Annotated in this window: 34 protein-coding genes; 2 read left to right on the top strand and 32 right to left on the bottom strand. The window is 45.9% G+C overall.

Annotation, left to right across the window (positions count from 1 at the left end):
* Window positions 1–261: 261 nt before the first annotated feature.
* Window positions 262–486 (bottom strand): hypothetical protein, encoded by a 225-nt coding sequence (locus tag LCM00_RS22065; RefSeq protein ID WP_224906046.1) that lies wholly within the window; start codon window positions 484–486, stop codon window positions 262–264.
* Window positions 487–652: 166 nt separating this feature from the next.
* Here LCM00_RS22065 and pdaB point away from each other — a divergent pair, with 166 nt between their 5' ends.
* On the top strand, window positions 653–1,405 hold the full coding sequence (gene pdaB / locus LCM00_RS22060) for a polysaccharide deacetylase family sporulation protein PdaB (RefSeq protein ID WP_224906044.1): 753 nt from the start codon (window positions 653–655) through the stop codon (window positions 1,403–1,405).
* Window positions 1,406–1,460: 55 nt separating this feature from the next.
* Here the strand turns inward: pdaB and LCM00_RS22055 are convergent, their stop codons facing one another.
* Complete coding sequence (locus LCM00_RS22055; RefSeq protein ID WP_224906042.1) at window positions 1,461–2,087, bottom strand: KinB-signaling pathway activation protein; 627 nt, start codon at window positions 2,085–2,087, stop codon at window positions 1,461–1,463.
* A gap of 151 nt (window positions 2,088–2,238) precedes the next feature.
* Here LCM00_RS22055 and gerD point away from each other — a divergent pair, with 151 nt between their 5' ends.
* Window positions 2,239–2,871 (top strand): spore germination lipoprotein GerD, encoded by a 633-nt coding sequence (gene gerD, locus LCM00_RS22050; protein WP_224906040.1) that lies wholly within the window; start codon window positions 2,239–2,241, stop codon window positions 2,869–2,871.
* A gap of 54 nt (window positions 2,872–2,925) precedes the next feature.
* Here the strand turns inward: gerD and LCM00_RS22045 are convergent, their stop codons facing one another.
* The 30 genes from LCM00_RS22045 to rpsQ form a co-directional block, all read right to left on the bottom strand.
* A complete protein-coding gene (locus LCM00_RS22045; protein ID WP_224906038.1) occupies window positions 2,926–3,972 on the bottom strand; it encodes a P-loop NTPase in 1,047 nt (348 codons plus the stop codon).
* A gap of 877 nt (window positions 3,973–4,849) precedes the next feature.
* Window positions 4,850–5,569: an N-acetylmuramoyl-L-alanine amidase CwlD gene (gene cwlD / locus LCM00_RS22040; protein WP_224906036.1), complete on the bottom strand. Its 720-nt coding sequence runs from the start codon at window positions 5,567–5,569 to the stop codon at window positions 4,850–4,852.
* Window positions 5,570–5,646: 77 nt separating this feature from the next.
* Entirely contained in the window at window positions 5,647–6,090 is a 444-nt protein-coding gene (locus LCM00_RS22035) for a YbaK family protein (RefSeq protein WP_224906050.1), read from the bottom strand.
* Between the two features lie 189 nt (window positions 6,091–6,279).
* Window positions 6,280–6,672 carry a 30S ribosomal protein S9 gene (gene rpsI / locus LCM00_RS22030; protein ID WP_009791292.1) on the bottom strand — a complete coding sequence of 131 codons (393 nt, stop codon included), beginning with the start codon at window positions 6,670–6,672 and terminating at the stop codon, window positions 6,280–6,282.
* Between the two features lie 22 nt (window positions 6,673–6,694).
* Complete coding sequence (rplM, locus tag LCM00_RS22025) at window positions 6,695–7,129, bottom strand: 50S ribosomal protein L13 (protein WP_009791293.1); 435 nt, start codon at window positions 7,127–7,129, stop codon at window positions 6,695–6,697.
* A gap of 194 nt (window positions 7,130–7,323) precedes the next feature.
* A complete protein-coding gene (gene truA / locus LCM00_RS22020; RefSeq protein WP_224906034.1) occupies window positions 7,324–8,061 on the bottom strand; it encodes a tRNA pseudouridine(38-40) synthase TruA in 738 nt (245 codons plus the stop codon).
* 12 nt (window positions 8,062–8,073) lie between these two features.
* Window positions 8,074–8,871: an energy-coupling factor transporter transmembrane component T family protein gene (locus LCM00_RS22015; RefSeq protein ID WP_224906032.1), complete on the bottom strand. Its 798-nt coding sequence runs from the start codon at window positions 8,869–8,871 to the stop codon at window positions 8,074–8,076.
* A complete protein-coding gene (locus tag LCM00_RS22010) occupies window positions 8,868–9,737 on the bottom strand; it encodes an energy-coupling factor ABC transporter ATP-binding protein (RefSeq protein ID WP_224906031.1) in 870 nt (289 codons plus the stop codon). Before LCM00_RS22010 ends, LCM00_RS22015 begins: the two co-directional genes overlap by 4 nt.
* Window positions 9,713–10,552: an energy-coupling factor ABC transporter ATP-binding protein gene (locus LCM00_RS22005; protein ID WP_224906029.1), complete on the bottom strand. Its 840-nt coding sequence runs from the start codon at window positions 10,550–10,552 to the stop codon at window positions 9,713–9,715. Before LCM00_RS22005 ends, LCM00_RS22010 begins: the two co-directional genes overlap by 25 nt.
* A 580-nt stretch (window positions 10,553–11,132) precedes the next feature.
* Window positions 11,133–11,495, bottom strand: a complete 363-nt coding sequence (rplQ, locus tag LCM00_RS22000; RefSeq protein ID WP_009791300.1) for a 50S ribosomal protein L17 — start codon at window positions 11,493–11,495, stop codon at window positions 11,133–11,135.
* Window positions 11,496–11,560: 65 nt separating this feature from the next.
* Entirely contained in the window at window positions 11,561–12,505 is a 945-nt protein-coding gene (locus LCM00_RS21995; RefSeq protein ID WP_009791301.1) for a DNA-directed RNA polymerase subunit alpha, read from the bottom strand.
* Window positions 12,506–12,676: 171 nt separating this feature from the next.
* Window positions 12,677–13,066: a 30S ribosomal protein S11 gene (gene rpsK / locus LCM00_RS21990; RefSeq protein ID WP_009791303.1), complete on the bottom strand. Its 390-nt coding sequence runs from the start codon at window positions 13,064–13,066 to the stop codon at window positions 12,677–12,679.
* Window positions 13,067–13,088: 22 nt separating this feature from the next.
* Window positions 13,089–13,454, bottom strand: coding sequence for a 30S ribosomal protein S13 (gene rpsM, locus LCM00_RS21985; protein WP_009791304.1), 366 nt, complete (start codon window positions 13,452–13,454; stop codon window positions 13,089–13,091).
* 21 nt (window positions 13,455–13,475) lie between these two features.
* Window positions 13,476–13,589 carry a 50S ribosomal protein L36 gene (rpmJ, locus tag LCM00_RS21980; RefSeq protein WP_000868344.1) on the bottom strand — a complete coding sequence of 38 codons (114 nt, stop codon included), beginning with the start codon at window positions 13,587–13,589 and terminating at the stop codon, window positions 13,476–13,478.
* A gap of 37 nt (window positions 13,590–13,626) precedes the next feature.
* A complete protein-coding gene (infA, locus tag LCM00_RS21975) occupies window positions 13,627–13,845 on the bottom strand; it encodes a translation initiation factor IF-1 (RefSeq protein WP_009791305.1) in 219 nt (72 codons plus the stop codon).
* Between the two features lie 50 nt (window positions 13,846–13,895).
* A complete protein-coding gene (locus LCM00_RS21970) occupies window positions 13,896–14,066 on the bottom strand; it encodes a hypothetical protein (protein ID WP_318247645.1) in 171 nt (56 codons plus the stop codon).
* Between the two features lie 127 nt (window positions 14,067–14,193).
* On the bottom strand, window positions 14,194–14,940 hold the full coding sequence (gene map / locus LCM00_RS21965; RefSeq protein WP_224906027.1) for a type I methionyl aminopeptidase: 747 nt from the start codon (window positions 14,938–14,940) through the stop codon (window positions 14,194–14,196).
* Complete coding sequence (locus LCM00_RS21960; protein WP_224906025.1) at window positions 14,940–15,590, bottom strand: adenylate kinase; 651 nt, start codon at window positions 15,588–15,590, stop codon at window positions 14,940–14,942. Before LCM00_RS21960 ends, map begins: the two co-directional genes overlap by 1 nt.
* A 59-nt stretch (window positions 15,591–15,649) precedes the next feature.
* Window positions 15,650–16,945, bottom strand: coding sequence for a preprotein translocase subunit SecY (gene secY / locus LCM00_RS21955; protein ID WP_224906023.1), 1,296 nt, complete (start codon window positions 16,943–16,945; stop codon window positions 15,650–15,652).
* Window positions 16,945–17,385 carry a 50S ribosomal protein L15 gene (rplO, locus tag LCM00_RS21950; protein WP_022543220.1) on the bottom strand — a complete coding sequence of 147 codons (441 nt, stop codon included), beginning with the start codon at window positions 17,383–17,385 and terminating at the stop codon, window positions 16,945–16,947. The genes secY and rplO overlap by 1 nt, the downstream gene beginning before the upstream one ends.
* Before the next feature lie 30 nt (window positions 17,386–17,415).
* Window positions 17,416–17,598: a 50S ribosomal protein L30 gene (gene rpmD, locus LCM00_RS21945; protein WP_009791311.1), complete on the bottom strand. Its 183-nt coding sequence runs from the start codon at window positions 17,596–17,598 to the stop codon at window positions 17,416–17,418.
* A 13-nt stretch (window positions 17,599–17,611) separates the two neighbouring features.
* Complete coding sequence (gene rpsE, locus LCM00_RS21940) at window positions 17,612–18,112, bottom strand: 30S ribosomal protein S5 (RefSeq protein ID WP_009791312.1); 501 nt, start codon at window positions 18,110–18,112, stop codon at window positions 17,612–17,614.
* Window positions 18,113–18,133: 21 nt separating this feature from the next.
* On the bottom strand, window positions 18,134–18,496 hold the full coding sequence (rplR, locus tag LCM00_RS21935; RefSeq protein WP_009791313.1) for a 50S ribosomal protein L18: 363 nt from the start codon (window positions 18,494–18,496) through the stop codon (window positions 18,134–18,136).
* A 32-nt stretch (window positions 18,497–18,528) separates the two neighbouring features.
* Window positions 18,529–19,065, bottom strand: a complete 537-nt coding sequence (rplF, locus tag LCM00_RS21930; RefSeq protein ID WP_009791314.1) for a 50S ribosomal protein L6 — start codon at window positions 19,063–19,065, stop codon at window positions 18,529–18,531.
* A 30-nt stretch (window positions 19,066–19,095) separates the two neighbouring features.
* Window positions 19,096–19,494: a 30S ribosomal protein S8 gene (gene rpsH / locus LCM00_RS21925; RefSeq protein ID WP_148977006.1), complete on the bottom strand. Its 399-nt coding sequence runs from the start codon at window positions 19,492–19,494 to the stop codon at window positions 19,096–19,098.
* Between the two features lie 30 nt (window positions 19,495–19,524).
* Window positions 19,525–19,710 (bottom strand): type Z 30S ribosomal protein S14, encoded by a 186-nt coding sequence (locus LCM00_RS21920; protein WP_009791316.1) that lies wholly within the window; start codon window positions 19,708–19,710, stop codon window positions 19,525–19,527.
* 25 nt (window positions 19,711–19,735) lie between these two features.
* Complete coding sequence (rplE, locus tag LCM00_RS21915) at window positions 19,736–20,275, bottom strand: 50S ribosomal protein L5 (RefSeq protein WP_009791317.1); 540 nt, start codon at window positions 20,273–20,275, stop codon at window positions 19,736–19,738.
* A gap of 25 nt (window positions 20,276–20,300) precedes the next feature.
* Window positions 20,301–20,612 carry a 50S ribosomal protein L24 gene (gene rplX, locus LCM00_RS21910; RefSeq protein ID WP_009791318.1) on the bottom strand — a complete coding sequence of 104 codons (312 nt, stop codon included), beginning with the start codon at window positions 20,610–20,612 and terminating at the stop codon, window positions 20,301–20,303.
* Between the two features lie 33 nt (window positions 20,613–20,645).
* Window positions 20,646–21,014: a 50S ribosomal protein L14 gene (rplN, locus tag LCM00_RS21905; RefSeq protein WP_009791319.1), complete on the bottom strand. Its 369-nt coding sequence runs from the start codon at window positions 21,012–21,014 to the stop codon at window positions 20,646–20,648.
* 40 nt (window positions 21,015–21,054) lie between these two features.
* A complete protein-coding gene (gene rpsQ, locus LCM00_RS21900) occupies window positions 21,055–21,318 on the bottom strand; it encodes a 30S ribosomal protein S17 (protein ID WP_009791320.1) in 264 nt (87 codons plus the stop codon).
* Between the last annotated feature and the right edge of the window lie 10 nt (window positions 21,319–21,328).

The raw sequence follows: 21,328 nt of genomic DNA, 5'->3' as shown, positions 1-21,328 counted from the left end.
CCGCCAGCGTTCGTCCTGAGCCAGGATCAAACTCTCCATATAAGAGTAAGATTTAGCTCTGATAAAAATAAGATTAACGTTGACGTTTTTGTTCGTTCAGTTTTCAAAGAACAATCTCTGCCGCTCAGGAGCGACTTTATTAATTTAACACACCGCAGATAACTTGTCAACAACTTTTATTAAGTTTGTTTTGCGTCATCAGCGACGCTTATTAATATACCAAGATAATATTAAGAAGTCAACAATATATCCAAAAAAAAATTAAAGTTCCTTCAGCTGCGGAGCAGGCATATATTTAATGCATTCATTTTCTGAGGCAATCCGCTTAAACAGGGAAAACAAAATCTTATACCTTTCTCCCATTGCTCTTTTTACAATATGGTCAATCCGTTCATCTTTCAGATCAAAGAGTATTTCATCCATCTCTCTTTTAATCAGGTATTCCATCTCTTTCAATTCTCTTTCATTAATCAGCATTCCAAGCATTTTATCGCTCCTTGTCTTGTAAGGTCCTTGTAGTATTTTCCATTACCCTGTTTTTTATGAAACGAACAGAAAATAAATCAAAAATCGGAGGAAAAATTTTTGAGTCATATTTGCTTTTTGTGTTCATAAAAATAAGACAAGGATTCTTTGTGGACGAGGTGATTGGATGAACTTTTTTTATGTGGTAAACGGAAAGGCCATTAAACAGGGGCTGCTTATCATTATTGCCTCCTTCTTTACTGCCTGGTTTTTGTATATGGAGAATATTATTCACGTGCCAGTTTTCTCAGCAAATGATGGACCGAAGGCGATTTATAAAGGAGAAAAGGATGCTGCCCTGACATTCAATATTGGCTGGGGTGATGAAAAAGCCGAACCCATCCTTGATGTTCTGAAGAAGCATAACGTCAAGGCTGCAACCTTCTTTTTATCGGGCTCTTGGGCGGAGAGGCATCCGGAGCTGGTTGCCCGTATTGTTAAGGAAGGGTATGAGATTGGAATGCTGGGCTATGATTATAAAGATTATACAGATCTGGAGGAAAGCAAAATCCGCCAGGACCTTGCCAAAGGGCAGGAAGCTTTCAAGAAGCTTAATGTAAAGGATATTAAGCTGGTAAGGGCACCAACAGGCCATTTTGATCAAAAAACACTGAATGTGGCAGAAAAAATGGGCTATACCGTTGTACACTGGAGCATTGACTCAAAAGATTGGACCAATCCGGGTGTTGAGAGGATTGCAGAAAATGCTGCCAAGGCCGGGAAAGGAGATATCATTCTCCTGCACGCCTCCGATTCGGCCAAACAAACGGCCAAAGCTCTCCCTGCCATTATAGGCAATTATAAAGACAAAGGCCTAAAACTGGTATCGGTATCGGAAATGATGGCGAACGCAAGCACGAAATCGAATGAGATAAAATAACGCAGCAAAAAAGGCAGGCCCTGAAGTCAGCGGCCCGCCTTTTTGTATGTCCGGCTTATTTTGCAGCCTTGATGGCTTCCCTCTTTTTCATTGAGCTCTCATTCAGCCTATGCAGGATCAAAAGCTGATAGGCATTGCAGATAAGCAGAGGGAAAAGCATGAGATATACCCAGCTTTCTTCATTAACCCTTAGTGCAGGTGTCCACTCTACACTGGTTACCACTACCATGAAGAAAAGCGCAGGGATGAATGCCCCTTTGTTTGTCTGCCTTGCCTTTAGGAATGCTGCCGCCAGCCCCGCTGCCAATACGATTAGCGCCAAGGCGATATAAGGTCCATAGCTTTCTCCGGTTTCGGCAAAGTTGCTGTATCTTAAGTATACAAGGTCGAATAAGGCGAATAATATAAGAACAACCTGTACCCCATTCCATAAAGACCTGAAAATTCCTAATCCAAACCGGTGGACGGTTAAGTATGCAAAAAAGCCCATTTGGCTCAAGATGCTGAAAATCAAGCCCACTCCTGCTAGCCAAAATAATACCGAGATGATTTCCAAAACTTCAAAATCAGCAAATAATGGCTGATATTCTTCCCATCTGACAATAAATCCTGTGATACCGGTTGCAATTGCACCCAAAAGCAGTGTGGACAAAAACAACCTTACCCAATTACGGCTGGTCATTATATATTAAGCCTCCATAGCGATAGTCATTCACCTATATGATTGTACCAACCAAAGTATGAAAAATCTAGGTATTACTCACCAAACGAATAATATTTGCCCCAAATCACCATTCTAAGGTTAGGGACAATCCTGAAAGGAGCTTTCAATCATGCACAAAATATTCCGGCTCCTCCCACTCTTTCTCCTCCTTGCCGTTTCGGGCTGCGGCCAGGCTGCCGAATCAGGCAGCGGCCAAATGGATTATGACCAGACAAAGAAAATGATTGTCGATATATTAAAGACCGACGATGGCAAGAAGGCGCTTCAGGAATTGATGGGAGACGAAAAGCTAAAACAGCAGCTTGTAATGGACCAGGCAGTGGTTTCTGATACGATTGAGAAAACTTTAACATCTGATAAAGGGACTGAATTCTGGAAAAAATCTTTTGAGGATCCTAAATTTGCGGAGAGCATGGCAAAAAGTATGGAAAAAGAAAATGAAAAGCTCTTAAAAGATCTGATGAAGGATCCCGAATATCGAAAAATGATGGTGGAAGTCCTGAAAGATCCTGAATTAGAGAAAGAAGTCACAACCATTTTAAAAAGCAATGAATACAGGGAGCACCTTCAAAAGGTGATGACCGAGACCTTTGAAAGCCCTATATACAAAGCCAAGATACAGGATATGATCATCAAGGCGACCGAAGAAGTGAAGAGCGGCGGCAAAGAAAGCGAAGGCGGCGGCTCCGGTGAAAGCGGAGGAGGGGGCGGAGAAGGCGGGGACAGCGGCGGCGGCTCCTGATCCTTTTCCCTCATCGAAAAATGCCTCAGGCGAAGGTTCGCCTGAGGCATTTTTTTATACTGATTGAATGACTTTTTCCGCGATATCTGTATAAATCTTACCAAGCCTGTGATCTTTATCATAGATGGATGGCGCAAAGTCTACATCATCCCAGTCCGGCTGTGCTAAAGGCAGCTGGCCTAAAACATTTGTTCTTAGCTCATCAGCAAGCTTTTCCCCGCCGCCGTGGCCAAAGACATATTCTTTCTCGCCCGTCAGCTTACTTTCGAAGAAGGCCATGTTTTCGATTACGCCCACTATTTCATGCTCGGTTCTCAGCGCCATTGCACCCGCTCGCGCAGCAACAAAAGCTGCTGTTGGATGCGGAGTCGTGACGATGATTTCTTTGCAGGAAGGAAGCATCGTATGAAGATCCAGTGCCACATCCCCAGTTCCAGGAGGAAGGTCAAGCAGCAAATAATCCAGCTCTCCCCAATCCACTTCATTGAAGAAGCTGTTCAGCATTTTGCCAAGCATCGGGCCCCTCCAGATGATTGGTGCATTATCTTCAACAAAAAAGCCCATGGATATGACTTTCACTCCAAAGCGTTCAACCGGGATGATCCGCCCTTCCCTGACAACCGGGCGCTTTGTAATGCCCATCATATCAGGAACACTGAACCCATAAATATCCGCATCGACCAGTCCGACCTTTTTCCCGAGGCGCGCCAATGATACAGCAAGGTTGACTGACACAGTGGACTTTCCGACGCCGCCTTTACCGCTGGCGATTGCAATAAATTTCGTCTTGCTGTCTTCTGATAAAAGCCCTTTATCCTCTTTCTCCGGAGAACGGTGCTTGGCCAATTCCTCCGCAGGCAGCTCGCTGAAGCGAAGGCCCACAGAGTCTGCGCCATTCTTCTTAAGCAAATCCACAATCTGCGTCTGCAGCTGAAGCTGTTCCGCCGTTCCCGTTTTCGCAACAGCAATCTTCACACTTACATGATTCTTCTCTGGCTTCATACTAATTTCCTGGATCGCGTTCAGCTCACCAAGTGTTTTATGTATGAACGGTTCCTTCACATCGCTCAAAAGCTCTCTCACTCTTTGCTCTGTCAACATCTATATGCACCTGCCCTTTAAGTCGTTTTAAACTTAGTATAGTATAACATAGCCCGAAAAGCGGAGGCGACTGTTCTGTTCCGACAAGCATAAGACGGGAAAGAAGCAAAGGCCGCCCTTTGCCTTTGATTCTTTTCTGGCTTATGACTCGAGGAACAAGGAGCCGGAGCTGGACAATCCGAAATGTGGAGGCGACTGTTCTGACCCGACAAGCATAAGCCAAGAAAGGAGCTGAGGCTGCCCTTTGCCTCAGATTCTTTCTTGGCTTATGACTCGAGGGGCAAGGAGCCGGAACTGGACAATACGAAAAGCGGAGGCGACTGTTCTGTTCCGACAAGCATAAGACGGGAAAGGAGCTGAGGCTGCCCTTTGCCTCGGATCCTTTTTTCGCTTATGACTCGAGGGGCAAAGAGCCGGAACTGTAGGGAAAACTTTCTATAGAACGCAGCCTGCCTTGTACATCCAATATATGAAAAAATGCTAACCACCCTTCATGCATCGTTGAGACCCATTCTATTCATGAGCCTGCTCTCATAATTCCTCTCTTGCATCGATTAGCCGCCTTTCTATACATGAGACAGCTCTCATCATCCCTCTCTTGCATCGATTAGCCACCTTTCTATACATGAGACAGCTCTCACCCCCCCTCTCTTGCATCGATTAGCCGCCTTTCTATACATGAGCCTGCTCCCCTCGCGCTTCTCTTGCATCAATTAGCCACCTTCTTAGACCAAGCCCGACACAAGCCTGTCATGCAATCCCCTATCGATACATGACCAACAACTCCCATGACTCTCCTGGCCAGCCTGCTAAAGTAAAGACACCCTCCGCAGTCTCATTCTCTCCATAAAAAAAGAGCATCCCGAAGGATGCCCCTTTATTCTGGCTCTACCAGCTCTTCTTCATTCGTAAAGTAGCGCAAGACTCCGTTATAGATGGATGCTGCCACTTTTTCCTGGTAGTCATCTGTTTTCAGCCTTGCTTTTTCTCCCGGGTTGGAGAGGAAGCCGATTTCGACCAGGGCGCCCGGCTTTTTGGCGTATTTCAGGATATACACATGGCTGATCGGCTTGGCTCTTCTTTCTGTGTTTTCCAGGTTTCTGCGCAGCTCATCCTGAATGAACTTGGCTGCTGCAGCATTCTCCTTAATCTGCGGGGCATAGAAGGTCTGTGCACCGCTCCAGCGGGCAGATGGAATGGAATTCAGGTGGATGCTCAGGAAAAAGTCTGCCTCGGATTCATTAATCATTTTAAGCCGCTGCTTCAGATCCTCCACTTTCCTCCTGCTGTATCCTTTTGTACCCTCCGGAGCCAGGTCACGGTCATCTTCTCTTGTCATAATGACAAGCGCTCCCTGCTCTTGCAGATAGTCCCTGACCTTTAAGGAGACGTTCAATGCGATATCCTTTTCTAAAGCATTTGAGTCCCCGGCTCCGCCGTCCGGTCCGCCATGTCCTGGATCCAGGAGAATGATTTCGCCTGTGAGCGGCAAATTCCATGACTTCCAGGAGTTATTTTCAAGAAAATCGTATCGAAAGATTAAAAATAGGATTATAAGGCCGGCTGCAAAAGCAGCCATCTGCAGTTTTCGCTTCATCGTCCTAACCCATCCCTCCGCTTGTCCTCATTCATATATATGGGACAAGGGAGGGGGTTAGAACATCTTTAGAGAGATCAATGGAGCCTCAGCTTATGCCGCCGCTGGCCTTTTTGAAATCCTTCCATCCACCAGTGGCGCACATAATGCTCACAGGTGCCAGCCAGCGACTCGTTCGCGGCCGCTTCTTCTCCGCTCCCCCAGTATAGGAGGAAGTTGTAGAGCGTATCAACAAAATGCTTTTCCTCGCTCCTGCATCTTTCGAGAACCTGTTCGACGCCTTCTCCATAATAGCCGAACCGGCTGAAATGGGCGCCAAGGAGGTAGGCTTCGATTGCGACATCATAACAGGCCTCCTCCACCCCAGTATTCAGCAGGAGCCCCGACGTGAACCTTATACTTCCAAAATGCTGTTTGACGCTTTCCTTCAGAGATTTTATCGAAATGTCCTTCAGGACCGTTTTTTCATATTTGATCTGCTTTTCACGCTGTTTATCTGTAAAGGTTGTAATCACACTCACAGCTTTCTTCACCCCTTAAAGATAGTCTTCATCCGCCCAATGGGTGTCATTCAAGAAAGCACTGGCAATTTTGACAGAGAATAGCGCGGATGAAGGCCAATCATTTTTCAAAAGCTATGGATGACTCTTTGCACAGACAGCAAAAAAGACCCCCAGACATAAGCCTGGGAGCCTTTGATAGAGTAAAGATTAACGCTTTGAGAACTGAGGAGCACGACGAGCACCTTTAAGACCGTATTTCTTACGCTCTTTCATACGTGCGTCACGAGTCAATAGTCCAGCGCGCTTTAATGTTGGACGGAATTCCGGATCAGCTTGAAGCAATGCACGAGCGATGCCGTGACGGATTGCGCCAGCTTGGCCAGTGTATCCACCGCCATTAACGTTTACTAGGATATCGTAGCTGTTTAGTGTTTCAGTAGCAACAAGCGGCTGCTTAACTACTTCACGCAAAGCTGCGAATGGGATGTAGCTTTCGATCTCACGACCATTGATGATGATTTTGCCATCGCCAGGAACTAAACGAACACGGGCAACGGAGCTTTTACGACGACCAGTACCGATATATTGAACTTGTGCCAAGATAATAACCTCCCTTTAAAAATTATCCACGAAGTTCGTAAACTTCAGGTTGTTGTGCTTGGTGCGGATGTTCGCTGCCAGCATATACGTGTAACTTTTTGAACATTTGACGGCCAAGTGAATTCTTTGGAAGCATGCCTTTGATAGCAAGCTCAAGCATTTTCACAGGATAGTTTGTACGCATCTCAAGAGCAGTTCTTGTTTTAAGACCGCCTGGGTGCATTGTGTGACGGTAATAGATCTTGTCAGTAAGCTTCTTACCTGTCAGTTCGATTTTCTCAGCGTTGATGATGATCACATTGTCACCAGTGTCAACGTGCGGTGTGAAAGTTGGTTTATTTTTGCCGCGCAGGACTGCTGCTACTTCACTTGCAAGGCGACCTAGAGTCTTGCCTTCAGCGTCAACAACATACCATTTACGCTCGATATTGTTTGCGTTAGCCATAAACGTACGCATGGATTTCCCTCCTAAATAATCAATCATATTCATGTTCTTTGATTTCGTATATTATCACACAGATAAGTTCCGGGGCTTATTTGTGGGGTTAAAATACATACCATATTATGATATATCCTATATAGTACAATGTCAAGGGAATGTTACGCCAGGTTTAGTTGTTTTGAAAAAAATAATTTTTTCCTTTTTCCCCTTTAGTAAAATACCTTCCACAGATATAATCCCTCGGCAGGAGCTGTCTTGCCTGCCAGGCTCCTGTCTCTGCCTGATATGATTTCCGGGATGCTCCCCGGCTCTCTTGTTCCTGCGCCTGCCTCAAGGAGTGTGCCAGTCAGGATGCGGACCATATTATACAGAAAACCGCTGCCCGTAAAATGAAGCTCCAGCATCTCCCCCGCTTCCTCGACACGAACCTTCCTGATTTCCCTTACTTTGTCCTCTACGTCTGTTTTGGAGGCGCAGAAGCTTGAGAAGTCGTGGGTGCCGAGAAGATGCTCTGCCGCTTCCCTCATCGCTCCGATATCAATGTGATGAGGGTAGTGATAGGCATAGTGCCGCTCAAACGGGCTGCGTATTTTCCCTCTGTAGATAAAATAGCGGTATTCCTTCCCGTTTGCATCAAAGCGGGCATGAAAGCCTTCAGCGGCCTTCTCAGCGCTCTCCACGGCGATGTCCTTCGGAAGGAGGGAATTCAGGGCTGTCACCCATCTGTCCTCTGGAATGGCGAGCGGCGAGTCAAAGTGGATGACCTGCCCTCTAGCATGCACCCCGGCGTCAGTCCTGCCGGAGGCAAAAATCTTTACCGGGTTTCCTTTATGGATTTTGGCCAATGCCCTTTCCACTTCCAGCTGCACCGTCCGCTTTCCCGGCTGCACCTGGTAGCCGGAGAACTGTGAGCCGTCATAGGCAATCTTGCATTTGAATCTTTGCATTTTTTCACCCCATTATGTGCGGAATACAGCAAGCAGTGCCGCAACGGCCAGGAGCAGGACCAGCATAAGGGTGTCCCTTGTGCTCCAGTTCAGCTGCCGGTACTTCGTTCTGCCTTCCCCTCCGCGGTAGCCTCTTGCCTCCATTGCAGTGGCAAGCTCCTCAGCGCGTTTGAATGAGCTGACGAATAAAGGGATCAGCAGCGGGATGATCGATTTTACACGGTCCTTGATCGGCCCGCCTGAAAAATCGACTCCCCTGGCAGTCTGCGCCTTCATGATCTTATCTGTTTCCTGCATAAGGGTCGGGATGAACCGAAGCGAAATCGACATCATCAGAGCCAGCTCATGGACAGGGAACTTCACCTTGTTTAAAGGACCCAGCAGGCTTTCCAGCCCATCTGTAATTTCAATGGGGGTCGTCGTCAGGGTTAATAGCGACGTCATCATGATCAGCAGGAAAAAGCGCATAGAAATGAACAGACCCTGCTTCAGGCCTTCTTCATATATTTTCAGCCAGCCAAGATCGAGGATGACCTCTCCGCCCTTTGTCATGAATACATGCAGCAGCAGGGTGAAAAGCACAAGCCACAGCACCGGCCGCAGCCCCATATAAATGAATCTGGCAGGCACCTTGGATGAACTGACCATCATCAGCGTATAGACAGTGAGGATGGCATAAGTCAGGACATTATTGGCCAAAAAGACGACACATACAAATAAAAAGATAATGGCAAGCTTGGCACGGGGATCCATCCGGTGAAGGACTGAGTCGGCCGGCACATAGCGGCCAAAGATCATTTTCTCCATCATTTGGCGTCACCCCGCTTCACAGCATCTGCGATCGCTTCTGTCAGCTGCTCCATCGTCAGGCAGGTCCTTTCGAGCTTCACTCCGAATGCCTTCTCGAACTTCTGCTGAAATTTGACAACCTCCGGAACATCCAGGCCGAGCTCAAGAAGTCCCGCCGGATCCGCAAAAATTTCTACCGGAATGCCTTTTCTGTATACCTCGCCTTTATGCATGATCACAATCTGATCGGCGTAGGCAGCAGCGTCCTCCATGCTGTGGGTCACCAGGATAGTGGAAAGGCCCCTTTCCTTATGGAGCGAATAGAACATCTCCATGATCTCTTTCCGCCCGCGCGGGTCCAGACCTGCTGTTGGTTCATCCAAAACAATTACATCCGGGTTCATGGCAAGCACCCCGGCAATGGCCACTCTCCGCATTTGGCCGCCGGATAGATCGAAAGGAGACTTCTCAAGTATGGACTCGGTCAGGCCAACCTGAATAATTGCCTTTCTTGCCCTTTCCTTAGCCTCAGTTTCACTGACGCCAAAGTTCATCGGTCCGAAGCAGATATCCTTTTCGACTGTTTCTTCGAAAAGCTGATGCTCGGGGAATTGAAAGACAATCCCTACCTTTTGGCGGACTGCCTTGAGGTTTTTCTCCTTTTTCCCGGCATTGAGCACCCTGTCCCCTATTCTTACACTCCCTTTTGTCGGCTTTAAAAGGGCATTCAAGTGCTGAAGGACAGTAGATTTGCCTGAACCGGTATGGCCGATTAGGGCAAGATAGGTGCCTGCTGGGATATCAATCGATACATCCTGGATGGCCAGGCGCTCAAATGGAGTGTTTATCTGGTATCTATGCTCTACATTTTGGAGTGAGATGTCCATAGCTCTTCCACCAACTCTTCTTCTGTTAAGTAAAATTTCGGGATGGGCAGCCCTTTTTCACGCAGTGCCTTGCTCATCTTTACTGGGAATGGGATGTCCAGGCCGAGCTTTACGAGCTCCTCATCCATCTGGAAGATCTCCTCGGGTGTGCCTTCCCTGTATAATTGCCCCTGGTTCATGACGATGATCCGGTCTGCCTTGGCCGCCTCTTCGAGATCATGCGTGATGGAAATAACCGTCATCTGATGCTCGCTCTTTAACTCTCTTACCGTCTTCAGGACCTCTTCTCTTCCGCGGGGGTCCAGCATGCTTGTAGCTTCATCCAATATGATCAGCGAAGGCCGCAGGGCGATAACCCCTGCAATGGCAACCCTTTGTTTCTGGCCGCCTGAAAGATGGTGCGGCTCTTGATCTAGAAATTGGCCCATATTGACCATCTCTAATGAGGAACTCACTCTTTCTTTCATATCTTCCTGCGGGACACCATTGTTTTCTAAACCAAAAGCCACATCATCCTGCACCGTTGTTCCGACAAACTGGTTATCGGGATTCTGGAAGACCATCCCTACAGCCCTTCTGACTTCCCAGACGGTCTCTTCTGTCAGTTCAGTCCCCTTCACCAGGATCCTGCCTTCCTGGGCATACTGCAGACCATTTAACAGCTTGGCCAATGTAGACTTGCCTGATCCGTTGTGACCGACAATGGCAAGCCATTCTCCTTCATGTATGTTAAAGGAAACGTTTCTTAGGGCATACTGGCTGCCGGCATCATATTGAAAAGAAATGTTTTCTAATTGAACAAGTGGATTTGACATAGGGATCCTCCTCTCTGCTCTTCTAGCAGCTGCATATACAGCCCTGACTTCACAGCATCAGCGCCTGCCTTTTAAAAGGGATGGGTCATTGCATAATTTATCTCCCGAAAATAAAAATAACTCGCCTTTTGGCGAGCCTGATTTACAGAAGACATTGAATTATTAGCTGAAGTCAGATGGCTGCCGGCACATATGCGCTTGTGTCGTTAATTGCATCAAAGCTCAATAATCGCTTTAGCTGCCTCTCTAATCTGTGCTCTCTGCCAAAAAAACTGGAACTTATAAAAAAGCCTGCACCTCATTCCGGCTGCAGAATTATCATTCTGTGCGCATAAAACAGGTCCGGAAGAGGTGCATGAGCTAGACGAGACAAGTCCGGGATGCGTATGCTGCATCCGTCAGTATGGAACTTGCACTGAGAGGCCCATTCAGGCACAGCAGAATCTTGCTCATCGTAACGCTCGTGTTTGGCTTGAATATAAGGCTTATGAAGATAATGGAAGATAAGCCTTTTACAGAAAAAGGGCAAAGAACAAGTTCATGATAAACTGTCCAGCGCCCTTGTTGTCTGCTGCAGCAATTATACTAACTCGATGATAACCATTGGTGCTCCGTCTCCACGACGAGGCCCAAGCTTCATGATTCGAGTGTATCCACCTTGGCGCTCTTCATAACGAGTTGCGATGTCGCTGAATAACTTTTGTACTGCATCTTGGTTTGTCTCAGCATTAGCTACCTCATTGCGAATGAATGCAGCTGCTTGACGGCGAGCATGCAGGTCTCCGCGCTTGCCTAAAGTGATCATTTTCTCAACAACTGAACGCAGCTCTTTCGCACGAGCTTCAGTTGTTTCGATGCGCTCACTGATGATTAAGTCTGTAGCTAAGTCACGTAGCATAGCTTTACGTTGAGCACTAGTGCGTCCTAACTTTCTGTATCCCATGAAAGTTTCCCTCCTTTGTTGAAGTGATCAGTCGGTGATAGGCCTAAGAGTGATAGATCCTAAGATCAGTCATCCTTGCGTAAGCCTAATCCCAGCTCTTCTAATTTATGTTTTACCTCTTCAAGAGATTTTCTGCCAAGGTTGCGGACTTTCATCATATCCTCTTCGGTCTTGTTGGCCAATTCCTGAACAGTATTGATGCCTGCGCGCTTTAAGCAGTTATATGAACGGACTGAAAGATCGAGTTCTTCAATGGTCATTTCAAGAACTTTTTCCTTTTGGTCCTCTTCTTTCTCAACCATGATTTCAGCATTTTGCGCTTCGTCAGTAAGGCCGACAAAGATATTTAAATGCTCAGTTAAAATCTTCGCTCCAAGAGCAACCGCATCTTGTGGACCAGTGCTTCCATCAGTCCATACATCGAATGTTAACTTATCATAGTTAGTCATTTGCCCGACGCGTGTATTTTCTACCTGGTAGGAAATACGCGATACTGGAGTGTAGATGGAATCGATAGGAATGACACCGATTGGTTGATCTTCTCGCTTGTTTTGATCAGCTGGTGTATAACCGCGTCCTCTTTTGGCAGTCAAGCGCATGCGCAAGTGCCCATTGGACCCAAGGGTAGCAATATGAAGATCCGGATTGAGGATCTCGACATCACTGTCATGCGTTACGTCAGCTGCAGTAACCGCACCTTCACCTTGAATATCAATTTCCAGCGTCTTTTCATCATCAGAATAGATTTTAAGAGCCAGTTTTTTAATATTTAAGATTACAGATGTTACATCTTCTACGACGCCTTCAATTGTTGAGAACTCATGAAGTACCCCATCAATTTGAATAGATGTGACAGCGGCACCAGGGAGTGAGGATAAAAGGATACGACGTAAGGAGTTACCCAAAGTAGTACCATACCCACGCTCAAGCGGCTCTACGACGAACTTTCCATACTTGGCATCATCGCTGATCTCAACCGTTTCGATTTTTGGTTTTTCTATTTCGATCATCAAAATATACCCTCCTTCAAAACGTCGAAACCCCGGCTAGCTTCTGCCTGCCGAAATTCCCCCATGTATACGTTCCCGTTTGTGCACAACAACTGGAATAAAGTTTCTGTATAACGGAAAATTGTATCATAACCCATTATAGACAAGGATACAAATTCTATACAGAAAAAATTATACGCGGCGACGTTTTGGCGGGCGGCATCCGTTATGAGGAACCGGAGTAACATCTCTGATAGCCGTTACTTCTAGACCAGCAGCCTGAAGGGCACGAATGGCAGCTTCACGTCCTGCACCAGGTCCTTTAACAGTAACTTCAAGAGTTTTCATACCATGTTCCATAGATGTCTTCGCTGCAGTTTCAGCAGCCATTTGAGCAGCAAATGGAGTAGATTTACGAGAACCTCTGAATCCAAGAGCTCCAGCACTTGACCAAGAAAGAGCGTTACCATGAACGTCTGTGATTGTTACGATAGTGTTATTGAATGTTGAACGGATGTGGGCGATACCACTTTCAATATTCTTTTTAACACGGCGTTTGCGTGTATTAGTTTTACGAGCCATTGTATATTACCTCCTTTACCGATTATTTCTTCTTGTTAGCTACAGTCTTACGAGGACCTTTACGTGTACGGGCATTGTTCTTAGTGTTCTGTCCGCGTACAGGAAGGCCACGGCGGTGACGAAGACCGCGGTAAGAACCGATTTCCATAAGACGCTTGATGTTGAGTGAAACTTCACGGCGAAGGTCACCTTCAACTTTAAGTCTGTCGATTACTTCACGGATTTTGTTAAGCTCATCTTCTGTAAGGTCGCGAACGCGAGTGTCTTCAGAAACACCAGCTTCAGCCAAAACCTTTTGAGCAGTATTTTTACCGATACCATAAATGTAAGTCAATGAGATTACTACACGTTTTTCACGTGGAATATCTACACCAGCAATACGTGCCATTCTATGCGCACCTCCTTGTTATTAGCCTTGTTTTTGTTTATGCTTAGGGTTTTCACAGATAACCATAACTTTACCACGTCTGCGGATAACTTTGCACTTTTCGCAGATCGGCTTAACTGATGGTCTTACTTTCATTATCCTAACCTCCTTGATATTACGGAGTGCAATCAGTCTATTTGAAGCGGTAAGTGATTCTTCCGCGAGTCAAGTCATATGGTGAAAGCTCAACTGTTACTTTATCTCCTGGCAGGATGCGGATGAAGTGCATGCGGATCTTGCCGGAAACATGAGCCAAAACAGTATGACCGTTTTCCAATTCTACCTTAAACATAGCGTTTGGCAAAGTTTCAATAACTGTGCCTTCTATTTCGATTACATCGTCTTTCGCCATCGAACATGTCTCCCTTCTTCTTTTCAGAATCTCACCTATTCATACGCTGCTTACGCAAAACGTAATTTTCCCTTCATTGCACGGCCGGTTTCATTTATGCTGCGTTCGATTTCCGGAGAAACATAATCAGTCAGCTCCAGATGCCGGATACTCTTCAGCAATGGGCTGCCGGACTTTCGCCTGGCTCCATCGGCTATAGAGACAAACCGTCCATCTATCAACCTTATAATTATATCATATTCACCAGCATCCCGCCCAATTTTAATCAAAACAATTTGATCGGGGATCAAATGATCTTGTCAGGGCTGCAGAACATTCTCAGAATCAGCCAATGCAATCACCTGAACATCAAGCTTTAGTGAGGATTTCATAGCCTGTTTCAGTAATGGCAATGGTATGCTCAAAATGCGCACACATGCTGCCGTCCACTGTAACGACTGTCCAGTCATCAGCCAAGGTCCTTACATACCTGCTTCCGGCATTGACCATAGGCTCGATGCACAGTACCATCCCCGGCTTAAGCACCGGCCCTTTATTAGGCGGACCATAGTGAGGGATTTGCGGTTCCTCATGTAAGTCTTGCCCGATTCCGTGGCCGACATACTCACGCACAATGGAAAAACCGTTTGCTTCCGCATACGTCTGAATCGCATGAGAGATGTTCGATAAACGTACATCCGGCTTTGACTCTTTAAGCCCTTCATACAATGACTGCTCTGTGACATCCAGCAGCTGCTGGACTTGTTTGTCAACAATGCCTACAGGGTAGGTCCAGGCGGAGTCGCCATGGTAGCCATTATATTCAGCACCTATATCGATGCTGATAATGTCGCCGTCGTTAAGCACCCGATCCCCGGGAATCCCATGCACAAGTTCATTGTTCACAGATGCACAGATGCTGCCACGAAAACCATTATAACCTTTAAAAGATGGAATTGCATGATGTTTACGTATAAACGCCTCGGCAATTGTATCCAGCTCTCCGGTTGTAATGCCCGGTGCAACATGCTTCTGCAGCTCCTGGTGAGTCAGGGCAACAATACGCCCGGCTTCACGCATGATTTCAATTTCACGCGGTGTTTTGCAGATGATCATTAACGCAGGCCTCCGAGGAGCGCATCAAGATCAGTGAACACCTTGGAAATTTCCTGCTGGCCATCAATATTGCGCAGATACCCTTTTGTTTCATAGAAATCAAGAAGAGGCTTTGTCTGCTTAATGTTGACATCAAGACGGTTTTTAACAGTTTCGGCGTTATCATCAGCGCGCTGATAAAGTTCGCCGCCGCACCGGTCGCATTCGTCTGCCTTTGCTGGAGGATTGAATACCAAATGGTATGTTGCCCCGCAGTTCTTGCAGATGCGTCTGCCAGTCAGGCGCTCCATTAAAATGCTTTGGTCAACGTCAATGTTGATGACATAATCAATCTTTTTTTTCAATTCGGAAAGAATGTCTTCAAGGGCATCAGCCTGGGCAACCGTTCGCGGGAAGCCATCAAGCAAAAAGCCTTTGTTGCAATCTTCCTTGCTTAGCCTTTCGCGGACAATGCCGATTGTCACCTGATCAGGGACAAGCTCGCCTTTATCCATGAAAGATTTAGCTTCTAAACCTAGTTCCGTGCCTTCTTTAATAGCTGCACGAAACATATCTCCTGTTGAGATATGAGGGATGCCGTATTTCTCGACAATTTTCTCGGCTTGCGTACCTTTGCCGGCACCTGGGAGCCCCATCAATACTAAATTCACAAGATTTCCCCCTCAGTCTCTAATAAGGTTAATGGGAACTAAAAGTTCCCAAAACCGAATTATTTTATGAAACCTTTATAATGACGCTTAACCATTTGGGCTTCAAGCTGCTTCATTGTTTCGAGTGCAACACCCACAACAATCAGAAGGCTTGTTCCGCCAATCTGGGCTGATTGCGGCAGTCCGGCGAAATTAATGAAGAAGACCGGAAGGATCGCAATGGCAGTCAAGAAAAGCGCACCGACAAATGTCAAACGATATAAGACACGAGTCAGATATTCCTGAGTGTTTTTACCTGGGCGTATACCCGGGATATAGCCGCCTTGCTTTTTCAAGTTGTCGGCAACCTGCTCCGGATTCACCTGGATAAAAGCATAGAAATACGTAAAGGCAATGATCAATGCACTGTACACGATCATACCAATTGGGTGGGTATAGTCAAACACTCTTTGGATCCACATCGTCACATCGTTCTGCTCAAAGAAAGAAGCAATCGTTCTTGGCGTTACGATGAACGACACAGCAAAGATGACTGGAATAACTCCGGCTGCATTCACCTTTAAAGGCAAATGAGTTGATTGTCCGCCCGCAGGATTGCCTCCTGTGGCCATACGCTTAGCGTACTGGATCGGAATTTTCCTTAATGCCTGCTGGATGAAGATCGTTCCAACGATGATGGCAATGACTGCAACCAGGATAAGTACTACTGTAACGATGCTAAGGAAAAGCTGTTCACCTGCATCTTCAATTTTCTGGGCGTAGATCTGGTTGACCGTTGAAGGTATAGCCGCTACGATACCAGCAAAAATGATGATGGAAATGCCGTTTCCGACACCTTTGGATGTGATCTGCTCTCCAAGCCACATTAAGAAGGCTGTTCCTGCTGTCAGTACAGTTGCAATCAGAAGGTAAGTTCCGATGCCCGGGTTTTCAATCAGCATGCCGCCGGCCATGTTATTAAAGCCGTAAGACATACCCAGCGCCTGGATGAAACCAAGCACGATTGTAAAGTAGCGGGTAAATTGAGCCAATTTGCGGCGCCCCACTTCCCCTTGCTTTGACCATTCAGTAAACTTCGGGACTACGTCCATCTGCAAAAGCTGAATGATGATCGAGGCCGTGATATACGGCATGATCCCCATTGCAAGGATAGAGAAGTTAAGTAGCGCTCCTCCGCCAAATGTATTCAGGATACCGAATACGCTCAAGTCATCCTGTGCTTTTAACAGATCAGCATTCACATGCGGTACAGGAATGAATGTACCGATGCGGAATACGATCAGCATTAAAAGGGTGAATAGGATCTTTCGTCTTATATCACCCACGCGCATAAAATTGGAGATTGTCTGAAACATTAGATCACCTCTGTTTGACCGCCGGCAGCTTCAATAGCTTCCTTTGCAGCAGAGGAGAATTTATGAGCTTTAACAGTAAGCTTTTTCTCTACTTTGCCTTTAGCAAGAACTTTCACTCCTGCTTTTTCGTTGCTTACGACTCCTGTTTCGATAAGAAGTTCTGGTGTAACTTCTGTTCCGTCTTCAAAACGGTTAAGTGCATCAAGGTTAACAACTGCATATTCTTTGCGGTTGATGTTTGTGAAACCGCGCTTTGGCAAGCGTCGGAATAAAGGTGTTTGACCACCTTCGAAACCAAGACGTACACCGCCGCCTGAACGTGCGTTTTGACCTTTATGACCTTTACCAGCAGTTTTACCATTGCCTGAACCGATACCGCGACCTTTGCGCTTACGTTCTTGACGAGAACCCTCTGCAGGTTTTAATTCATGAAGTTTCATTTTGGCACCTCCTTATTGAAAAAATCGAACTTATTTCTCAGAGACCTTTACAAGGTGAGCAACCTTGTTGATCATGCCGCGGATAGCAGCATTATCCTGGTGCTCAACTGTTTGGTTCATCTTACGTAATCCTAGAGCTTTAACTGTTTCGCGCTGGTCTTGAGGACGACCAATCACGCTGCGAGTGAGGGTAACTTCTAGTTTATTCGCCATTTGATTTCCCTCCTTATCCTAACAGTTCTTCTACTGATTTACCGCGTAACTTAGCTACGTCTTCAGCACGTTTTAAGTTATTTAGTCCTTCAAGAGTTGCGCGAACCATGTTGATTGGTGTGTTTGTGCCTAATGACTTAGACAGGATATCAGCTACACCAGCCAATTCAAGAACCGCACGAACCGGACCACCAGCGATAACTCCAGTACCTTCAGAAGCAGGCTTCAAAAGGATTTCGCCAGCACCGAAATGACCGATGATTTGGTGTGGAATAGTTGTTCCAACCATAGGTACTTCGATAAGGTTTTTCTTAGCATCTTCAATTGCTTTGCGGATCGCGTCCGGAACTTCCTGGGCTTTACCAGTACCAAAGCCTACATGTCCGTTCTTATCGCCAACTACTACAAGAGCAGTAAAACGGAAACGACGTCCACCTTTAACAACTTTCGCTACACGATTGATTGTAACTACGCGTTCTTCAAGTTCAAGTTTGTTTGGGTCAATACGAAGCATCTTTATGTGTCCCTCCTTCTATTAAAATTCTAAGCCGTTTTCACGAGCAGCATCTGCTAATGCTTTAACACGTCCGTGATACAGGTAGCCTCCGCGGTCAAAAACGACAGCTTTAACTCCTTTTTCAACAGCGCGCTTAGCAACTAGTTCTCCAACCTTAACAGCAGCATCTGTGTTTCCTGTAGCAGTAAGTTCAACTTCCTTATCAAGTGTTGAAGCACTTGCAACAGTCACTTTGTTCACATCATCGATCAGCTGAGCATAGATATGCTTGTTAGAGCGGAACACGTTTAAACGAGGACGAGCTTCAGTACCGCTAAGTTTAGCACGCACGCGGGCATGTCTTTTTTTGCGGACTTGATTTTTATCAGCCTTCGTAATCATTTAGGTCACTCCTTTCGTTTGCCTATGCGGCATTACTTACCTGTTTTACCTTCTTTGCGACGCACATATTCGCCTTCGTAGCGGATACCTTTACCTTTGTAAGGCTCTGGAGGACGAACGTCACGAATGTTAGCAGCAAGTGCACCAACACGTTCTTTGCTTGTGCCTTTTACGATAACCTTCGTGTTAGAAGGCACTTCGATTTCGATTCCTTCTTCAGGAACGATTTCAACAGGGTGAGAGTAGCCAACGTTCAGGATCAGGTTTTTCCCCTGCTTTTGAGCACGGTAACCGACACCGATTAGCTCAAGGCCTCTTTCGAATCCTTTAGAAACACCTTCAACCATGTTTGCGATCAGGGCGCGAGTAGTTCCGTGCAGTGCGCGGTGCTCCTTCGCTTCTGATGGACGAGAAACATTAATGATGTTCTCTTCCACGCTGATTGCCATATCAGGGCTGAATGAACGAGTCAATTCGCCTTTAGGGCCTTTAACTGTCACATTGTTATTATCTACAGTGATTGTAACTCCACTTGGAATTTCAATTGGTTTTTTACCTACGCGAGACATTTATTGCACCTCCATTCTTAAGAAACTCTATTACCAAACGTATGCTAATACTTCTCCGCCAGCTTGCTTAGCGCGGGCTTCTTTATCTGTAAGAACTCCTTGAGAAGTAGATACTAATGCGATTCCTAGACCGTTTAACACGCGAGGAACTTCGTTTGATTTTGCATATACACGAAGACCAGGCTTACTGATGCGCTTAAGACCAGTGATTACGCGCTCATTGTTTGCACCGTATTTAAGGAAAATGCGGATGATGCCTTGTTTATTGTCTTCGATAAACTCAACATCACGAACGAAACCTTCACGCTTAAGGATTTCAGCGATTTCTTTCTTGATATTAGAAGCAGGAACCTCTAATTTTTCGTGACGTACCATATTCGCATTACGGATGCGTGTAAGCAAATCTGCAATTGGATCTGTCATGACCATTGTTTTTACCTCCTTCCCAGACTTTGGGTTTTACCAGCTAGCTTTTTTCACACCAGGAATTTGTCCTTTGTATGCTAATTCACGGAAACAGATACGGCAAAGCTTAAATTTACGGTATACAGAATGTGGACGCCCGCAGCGTTCGCAGCGAGTGTATTCTTGTACCGGATATTTAGGCGTGCGTTTTTGTTTCGCAATCATTGACTTTTTAGCCACGTTGTCGCCTCCCTCTATTTAGCGATTACTTTTGGAATGGCATTCCAAATTGAGTTAAAAGTTCACGAGCTTCTTCATCTGTGTTAGCTGTAGTAACGATAACGATATCCATACCACGAACTTTGCTTACTTTATCGTAATCAATCTCAGGGAAGATTAACTGTTCTTTCACACCAAGAGTGTAGTTGCCGCGGCCGTCAAAGGATTTCTTTGAGATCCCGCGGAAGTCACGTACACGTGGAAGAGATACAGATACTAATTTATCAAAAAACTCGTACATGCGCTCTCCGCGCAGAGTAACTTTCGCACCGATAGGCATGCCTTCACGAAGACGGAACCCAGCGATTGATTTTTTAGCACGGGTTACAACAGGCTTTTGGCCGCTGATAACCGCAAGCTCTTCAACAGCATTGTCAAGTGACTTTGCGTTTGCAACAGCATCACCGACACCCATGTTGATAACGATTTTTTCAAGCTTTGGTACTTGCATGATTGATTCGTAGTTAAACTTGCTCATTAGAGCAGGTGTAATTTCATTTGAAAACTTCTCTTTTAGGCGGTTCATTCTTGTACCTCCCTTCTTCAGTTACTTATTTATCTAGAACTTCACCGGATTTTTTCGCAACGCGAACTTTCTTGCCATCAACCTCTTTGTAACCAACACGTGTCGGGTTACCTGACTTAGGGTCGATTGGCATCACGTTTGATACATGAATAGGTGCTTCTTGGCTGATGATTCCGCCTTGCGGATTCACTTGGGATGGCTTAGAGTGCTTCTTTACTACGTTCACACCTTCAACAAGCACACGGCTTTGTTTTGGGAAAGCAGCAAGGATCACACCTGATTTGCCTTTATCCTTACCAGAAATGACCATGACTTTGTCACCTTTTTTTACATGCATCTGTCGCACCTCCTTAAAGGCAATTTGTTTGAATTATAGTACTTCTGGAGCTAGTGATACAATTTTCATAAAGTTGCTGTCGCGCAATTCACGTGCAACTGGGCCAAAGATACGTGTTCCGCGTGGACCCTTATCGTCACGGATAATTACACATGCGTTTTCATCAAAACGGATGTAAGTACCGTCATCACGGCGGACACCGCGCTTAGTTCTAACGATAACTGCTTTAACGACGTCACCTTTTTTAACAACGCCACCTGGTGTTGCTTGTTTTACAGTACAAACGATAACATCACCGATATTAGCTGTTTTGCGGCCAGAGCCACCAAGGACTTTAATTGTCAGTACTTCACGAGCACCTGAGTTGTCAGCAACTTTCAAACGTGATTCTTGTTGAATCATGCGTGTAACCTCCCTTCGGGATGAAGCTTATTCCGAACCATTAGATTATAACTGCTTTTTCTACTACTTCTACAAGACGGAAGCGTTTAGTCGCAGAAAGTGGACGAGTTTCCATAATACGAACCACATCGCCAATTTTTGCTTCGTTTTGCTCGTCATGAGCTTTAAACTTTTTAGAGTACTTAACGCGCTTACCATAGAGCGTATGCTTTTTGTATGTTTCAACAAGAACTGTGACTGTTTTGTCCATCTTGTCGGAAACAACGCGTCCAGTGTAAACCTTGCGTTGGTTACGTTCACTCATTGTGCGAACC

The organism is Bacillus infantis, from assembly GCF_020171945.1.
Lineage (GTDB): Bacteria > Bacillota > Bacilli > Bacillales > Cytobacillaceae > Bacillus_AB > Bacillus_AB infantis_A.
Note: the sequence above shows the minus strand (reverse complement) of the source record. Positions and strands in the feature narration are given on the sequence as shown.

Excerpts from the sequence above, each read along its gene's own strand:
- LCM00_RS22065 (WP_224906046.1), bottom strand. The coding sequence starts at position 486 with ATGCTTGGAATGCTGATTAATGAAAGAGAATTGAAAGAGATGGAATAC.
- pdaB (WP_224906044.1), top strand. The coding sequence starts at position 653 with ATGAACTTTTTTTATGTGGTAAACGGAAAGGCCATTAAACAGGGGCTG.
- LCM00_RS22055 (WP_224906042.1), bottom strand. The coding sequence starts at position 2,087 with ATGACCAGCCGTAATTGGGTAAGGTTGTTTTTGTCCACACTGCTTTTG.
- gerD (WP_224906040.1), top strand. The coding sequence starts at position 2,239 with ATGCACAAAATATTCCGGCTCCTCCCACTCTTTCTCCTCCTTGCCGTT.
- LCM00_RS22045 (WP_224906038.1), bottom strand. The coding sequence starts at position 3,972 with ATGTTGACAGAGCAAAGAGTGAGAGAGCTTTTGAGCGATGTGAAGGAA.
- cwlD (WP_224906036.1), bottom strand. The coding sequence starts at position 5,569 with ATGAAGCGAAAACTGCAGATGGCTGCTTTTGCAGCCGGCCTTATAATC.
- rplM (WP_009791293.1), bottom strand. The coding sequence starts at position 7,129 with ATGCGTACGTTTATGGCTAACGCAAACAATATCGAGCGTAAATGGTAT.
- truA (WP_224906034.1), bottom strand. The coding sequence starts at position 8,061 with ATGCAAAGATTCAAATGCAAGATTGCCTATGACGGCTCACAGTTCTCC.
- LCM00_RS22015 (WP_224906032.1), bottom strand. The coding sequence starts at position 8,871 with ATGATGGAGAAAATGATCTTTGGCCGCTATGTGCCGGCCGACTCAGTC.
- LCM00_RS22010 (WP_224906031.1), bottom strand. The coding sequence starts at position 9,737 with ATGGACATCTCACTCCAAAATGTAGAGCATAGATACCAGATAAACACT.
- LCM00_RS22005 (WP_224906029.1), bottom strand. The coding sequence starts at position 10,552 with ATGTCAAATCCACTTGTTCAATTAGAAAACATTTCTTTTCAATATGAT.
- rplQ (WP_009791300.1), bottom strand. The coding sequence starts at position 11,495 with ATGGGATACAGAAAGTTAGGACGCACTAGTGCTCAACGTAAAGCTATG.
- LCM00_RS21995 (WP_009791301.1), bottom strand. The coding sequence starts at position 12,505 with ATGATCGAAATAGAAAAACCAAAAATCGAAACGGTTGAGATCAGCGAT.
- rpsK (WP_009791303.1), bottom strand. The coding sequence starts at position 13,066 with ATGGCTCGTAAAACTAATACACGCAAACGCCGTGTTAAAAAGAATATT.
- rpsM (WP_009791304.1), bottom strand. The coding sequence starts at position 13,454 with ATGGCACGTATTGCTGGTGTAGATATTCCACGTGAAAAACGTGTAGTA.
- rpmJ (WP_000868344.1), bottom strand. The coding sequence starts at position 13,589 with ATGAAAGTAAGACCATCAGTTAAGCCGATCTGCGAAAAGTGCAAAGTT.
- infA (WP_009791305.1), bottom strand. The coding sequence starts at position 13,845 with ATGGCGAAAGACGATGTAATCGAAATAGAAGGCACAGTTATTGAAACT.
- map (WP_224906027.1), bottom strand. The coding sequence starts at position 14,940 with ATGATCATCTGCAAAACACCGCGTGAAATTGAAATCATGCGTGAAGCC.
- secY (WP_224906023.1), bottom strand. The coding sequence starts at position 16,945 with ATGTTTCAGACAATCTCCAATTTTATGCGCGTGGGTGATATAAGACGA.
- rplO (WP_022543220.1), bottom strand. The coding sequence starts at position 17,385 with ATGAAACTTCATGAATTAAAACCTGCAGAGGGTTCTCGTCAAGAACGT.
- rpmD (WP_009791311.1), bottom strand. The coding sequence starts at position 17,598 with ATGGCGAATAAACTAGAAGTTACCCTCACTCGCAGCGTGATTGGTCGT.
- rpsE (WP_009791312.1), bottom strand. The coding sequence starts at position 18,112 with ATGCTTCGTATTGACCCAAACAAACTTGAACTTGAAGAACGCGTAGTT.
- rplR (WP_009791313.1), bottom strand. The coding sequence starts at position 18,496 with ATGATTACGAAGGCTGATAAAAATCAAGTCCGCAAAAAAAGACATGCC.
- rplF (WP_009791314.1), bottom strand. The coding sequence starts at position 19,065 with ATGTCTCGCGTAGGTAAAAAACCAATTGAAATTCCAAGTGGAGTTACA.
- rpsH (WP_148977006.1), bottom strand. The coding sequence starts at position 19,494 with ATGGTCATGACAGATCCAATTGCAGATTTGCTTACACGCATCCGTAAT.
- rplE (WP_009791317.1), bottom strand. The coding sequence starts at position 20,275 with ATGAACCGCCTAAAAGAGAAGTTTTCAAATGAAATTACACCTGCTCTA.
- rplX (WP_009791318.1), bottom strand. The coding sequence starts at position 20,612 with ATGCATGTAAAAAAAGGTGACAAAGTCATGGTCATTTCTGGTAAGGAT.
- rplN (WP_009791319.1), bottom strand. The coding sequence starts at position 21,014 with ATGATTCAACAAGAATCACGTTTGAAAGTTGCTGACAACTCAGGTGCT.
- rpsQ (WP_009791320.1), bottom strand. The coding sequence starts at position 21,318 with ATGAGTGAACGTAACCAACGCAAGGTTTACACTGGACGCGTTGTTTCC.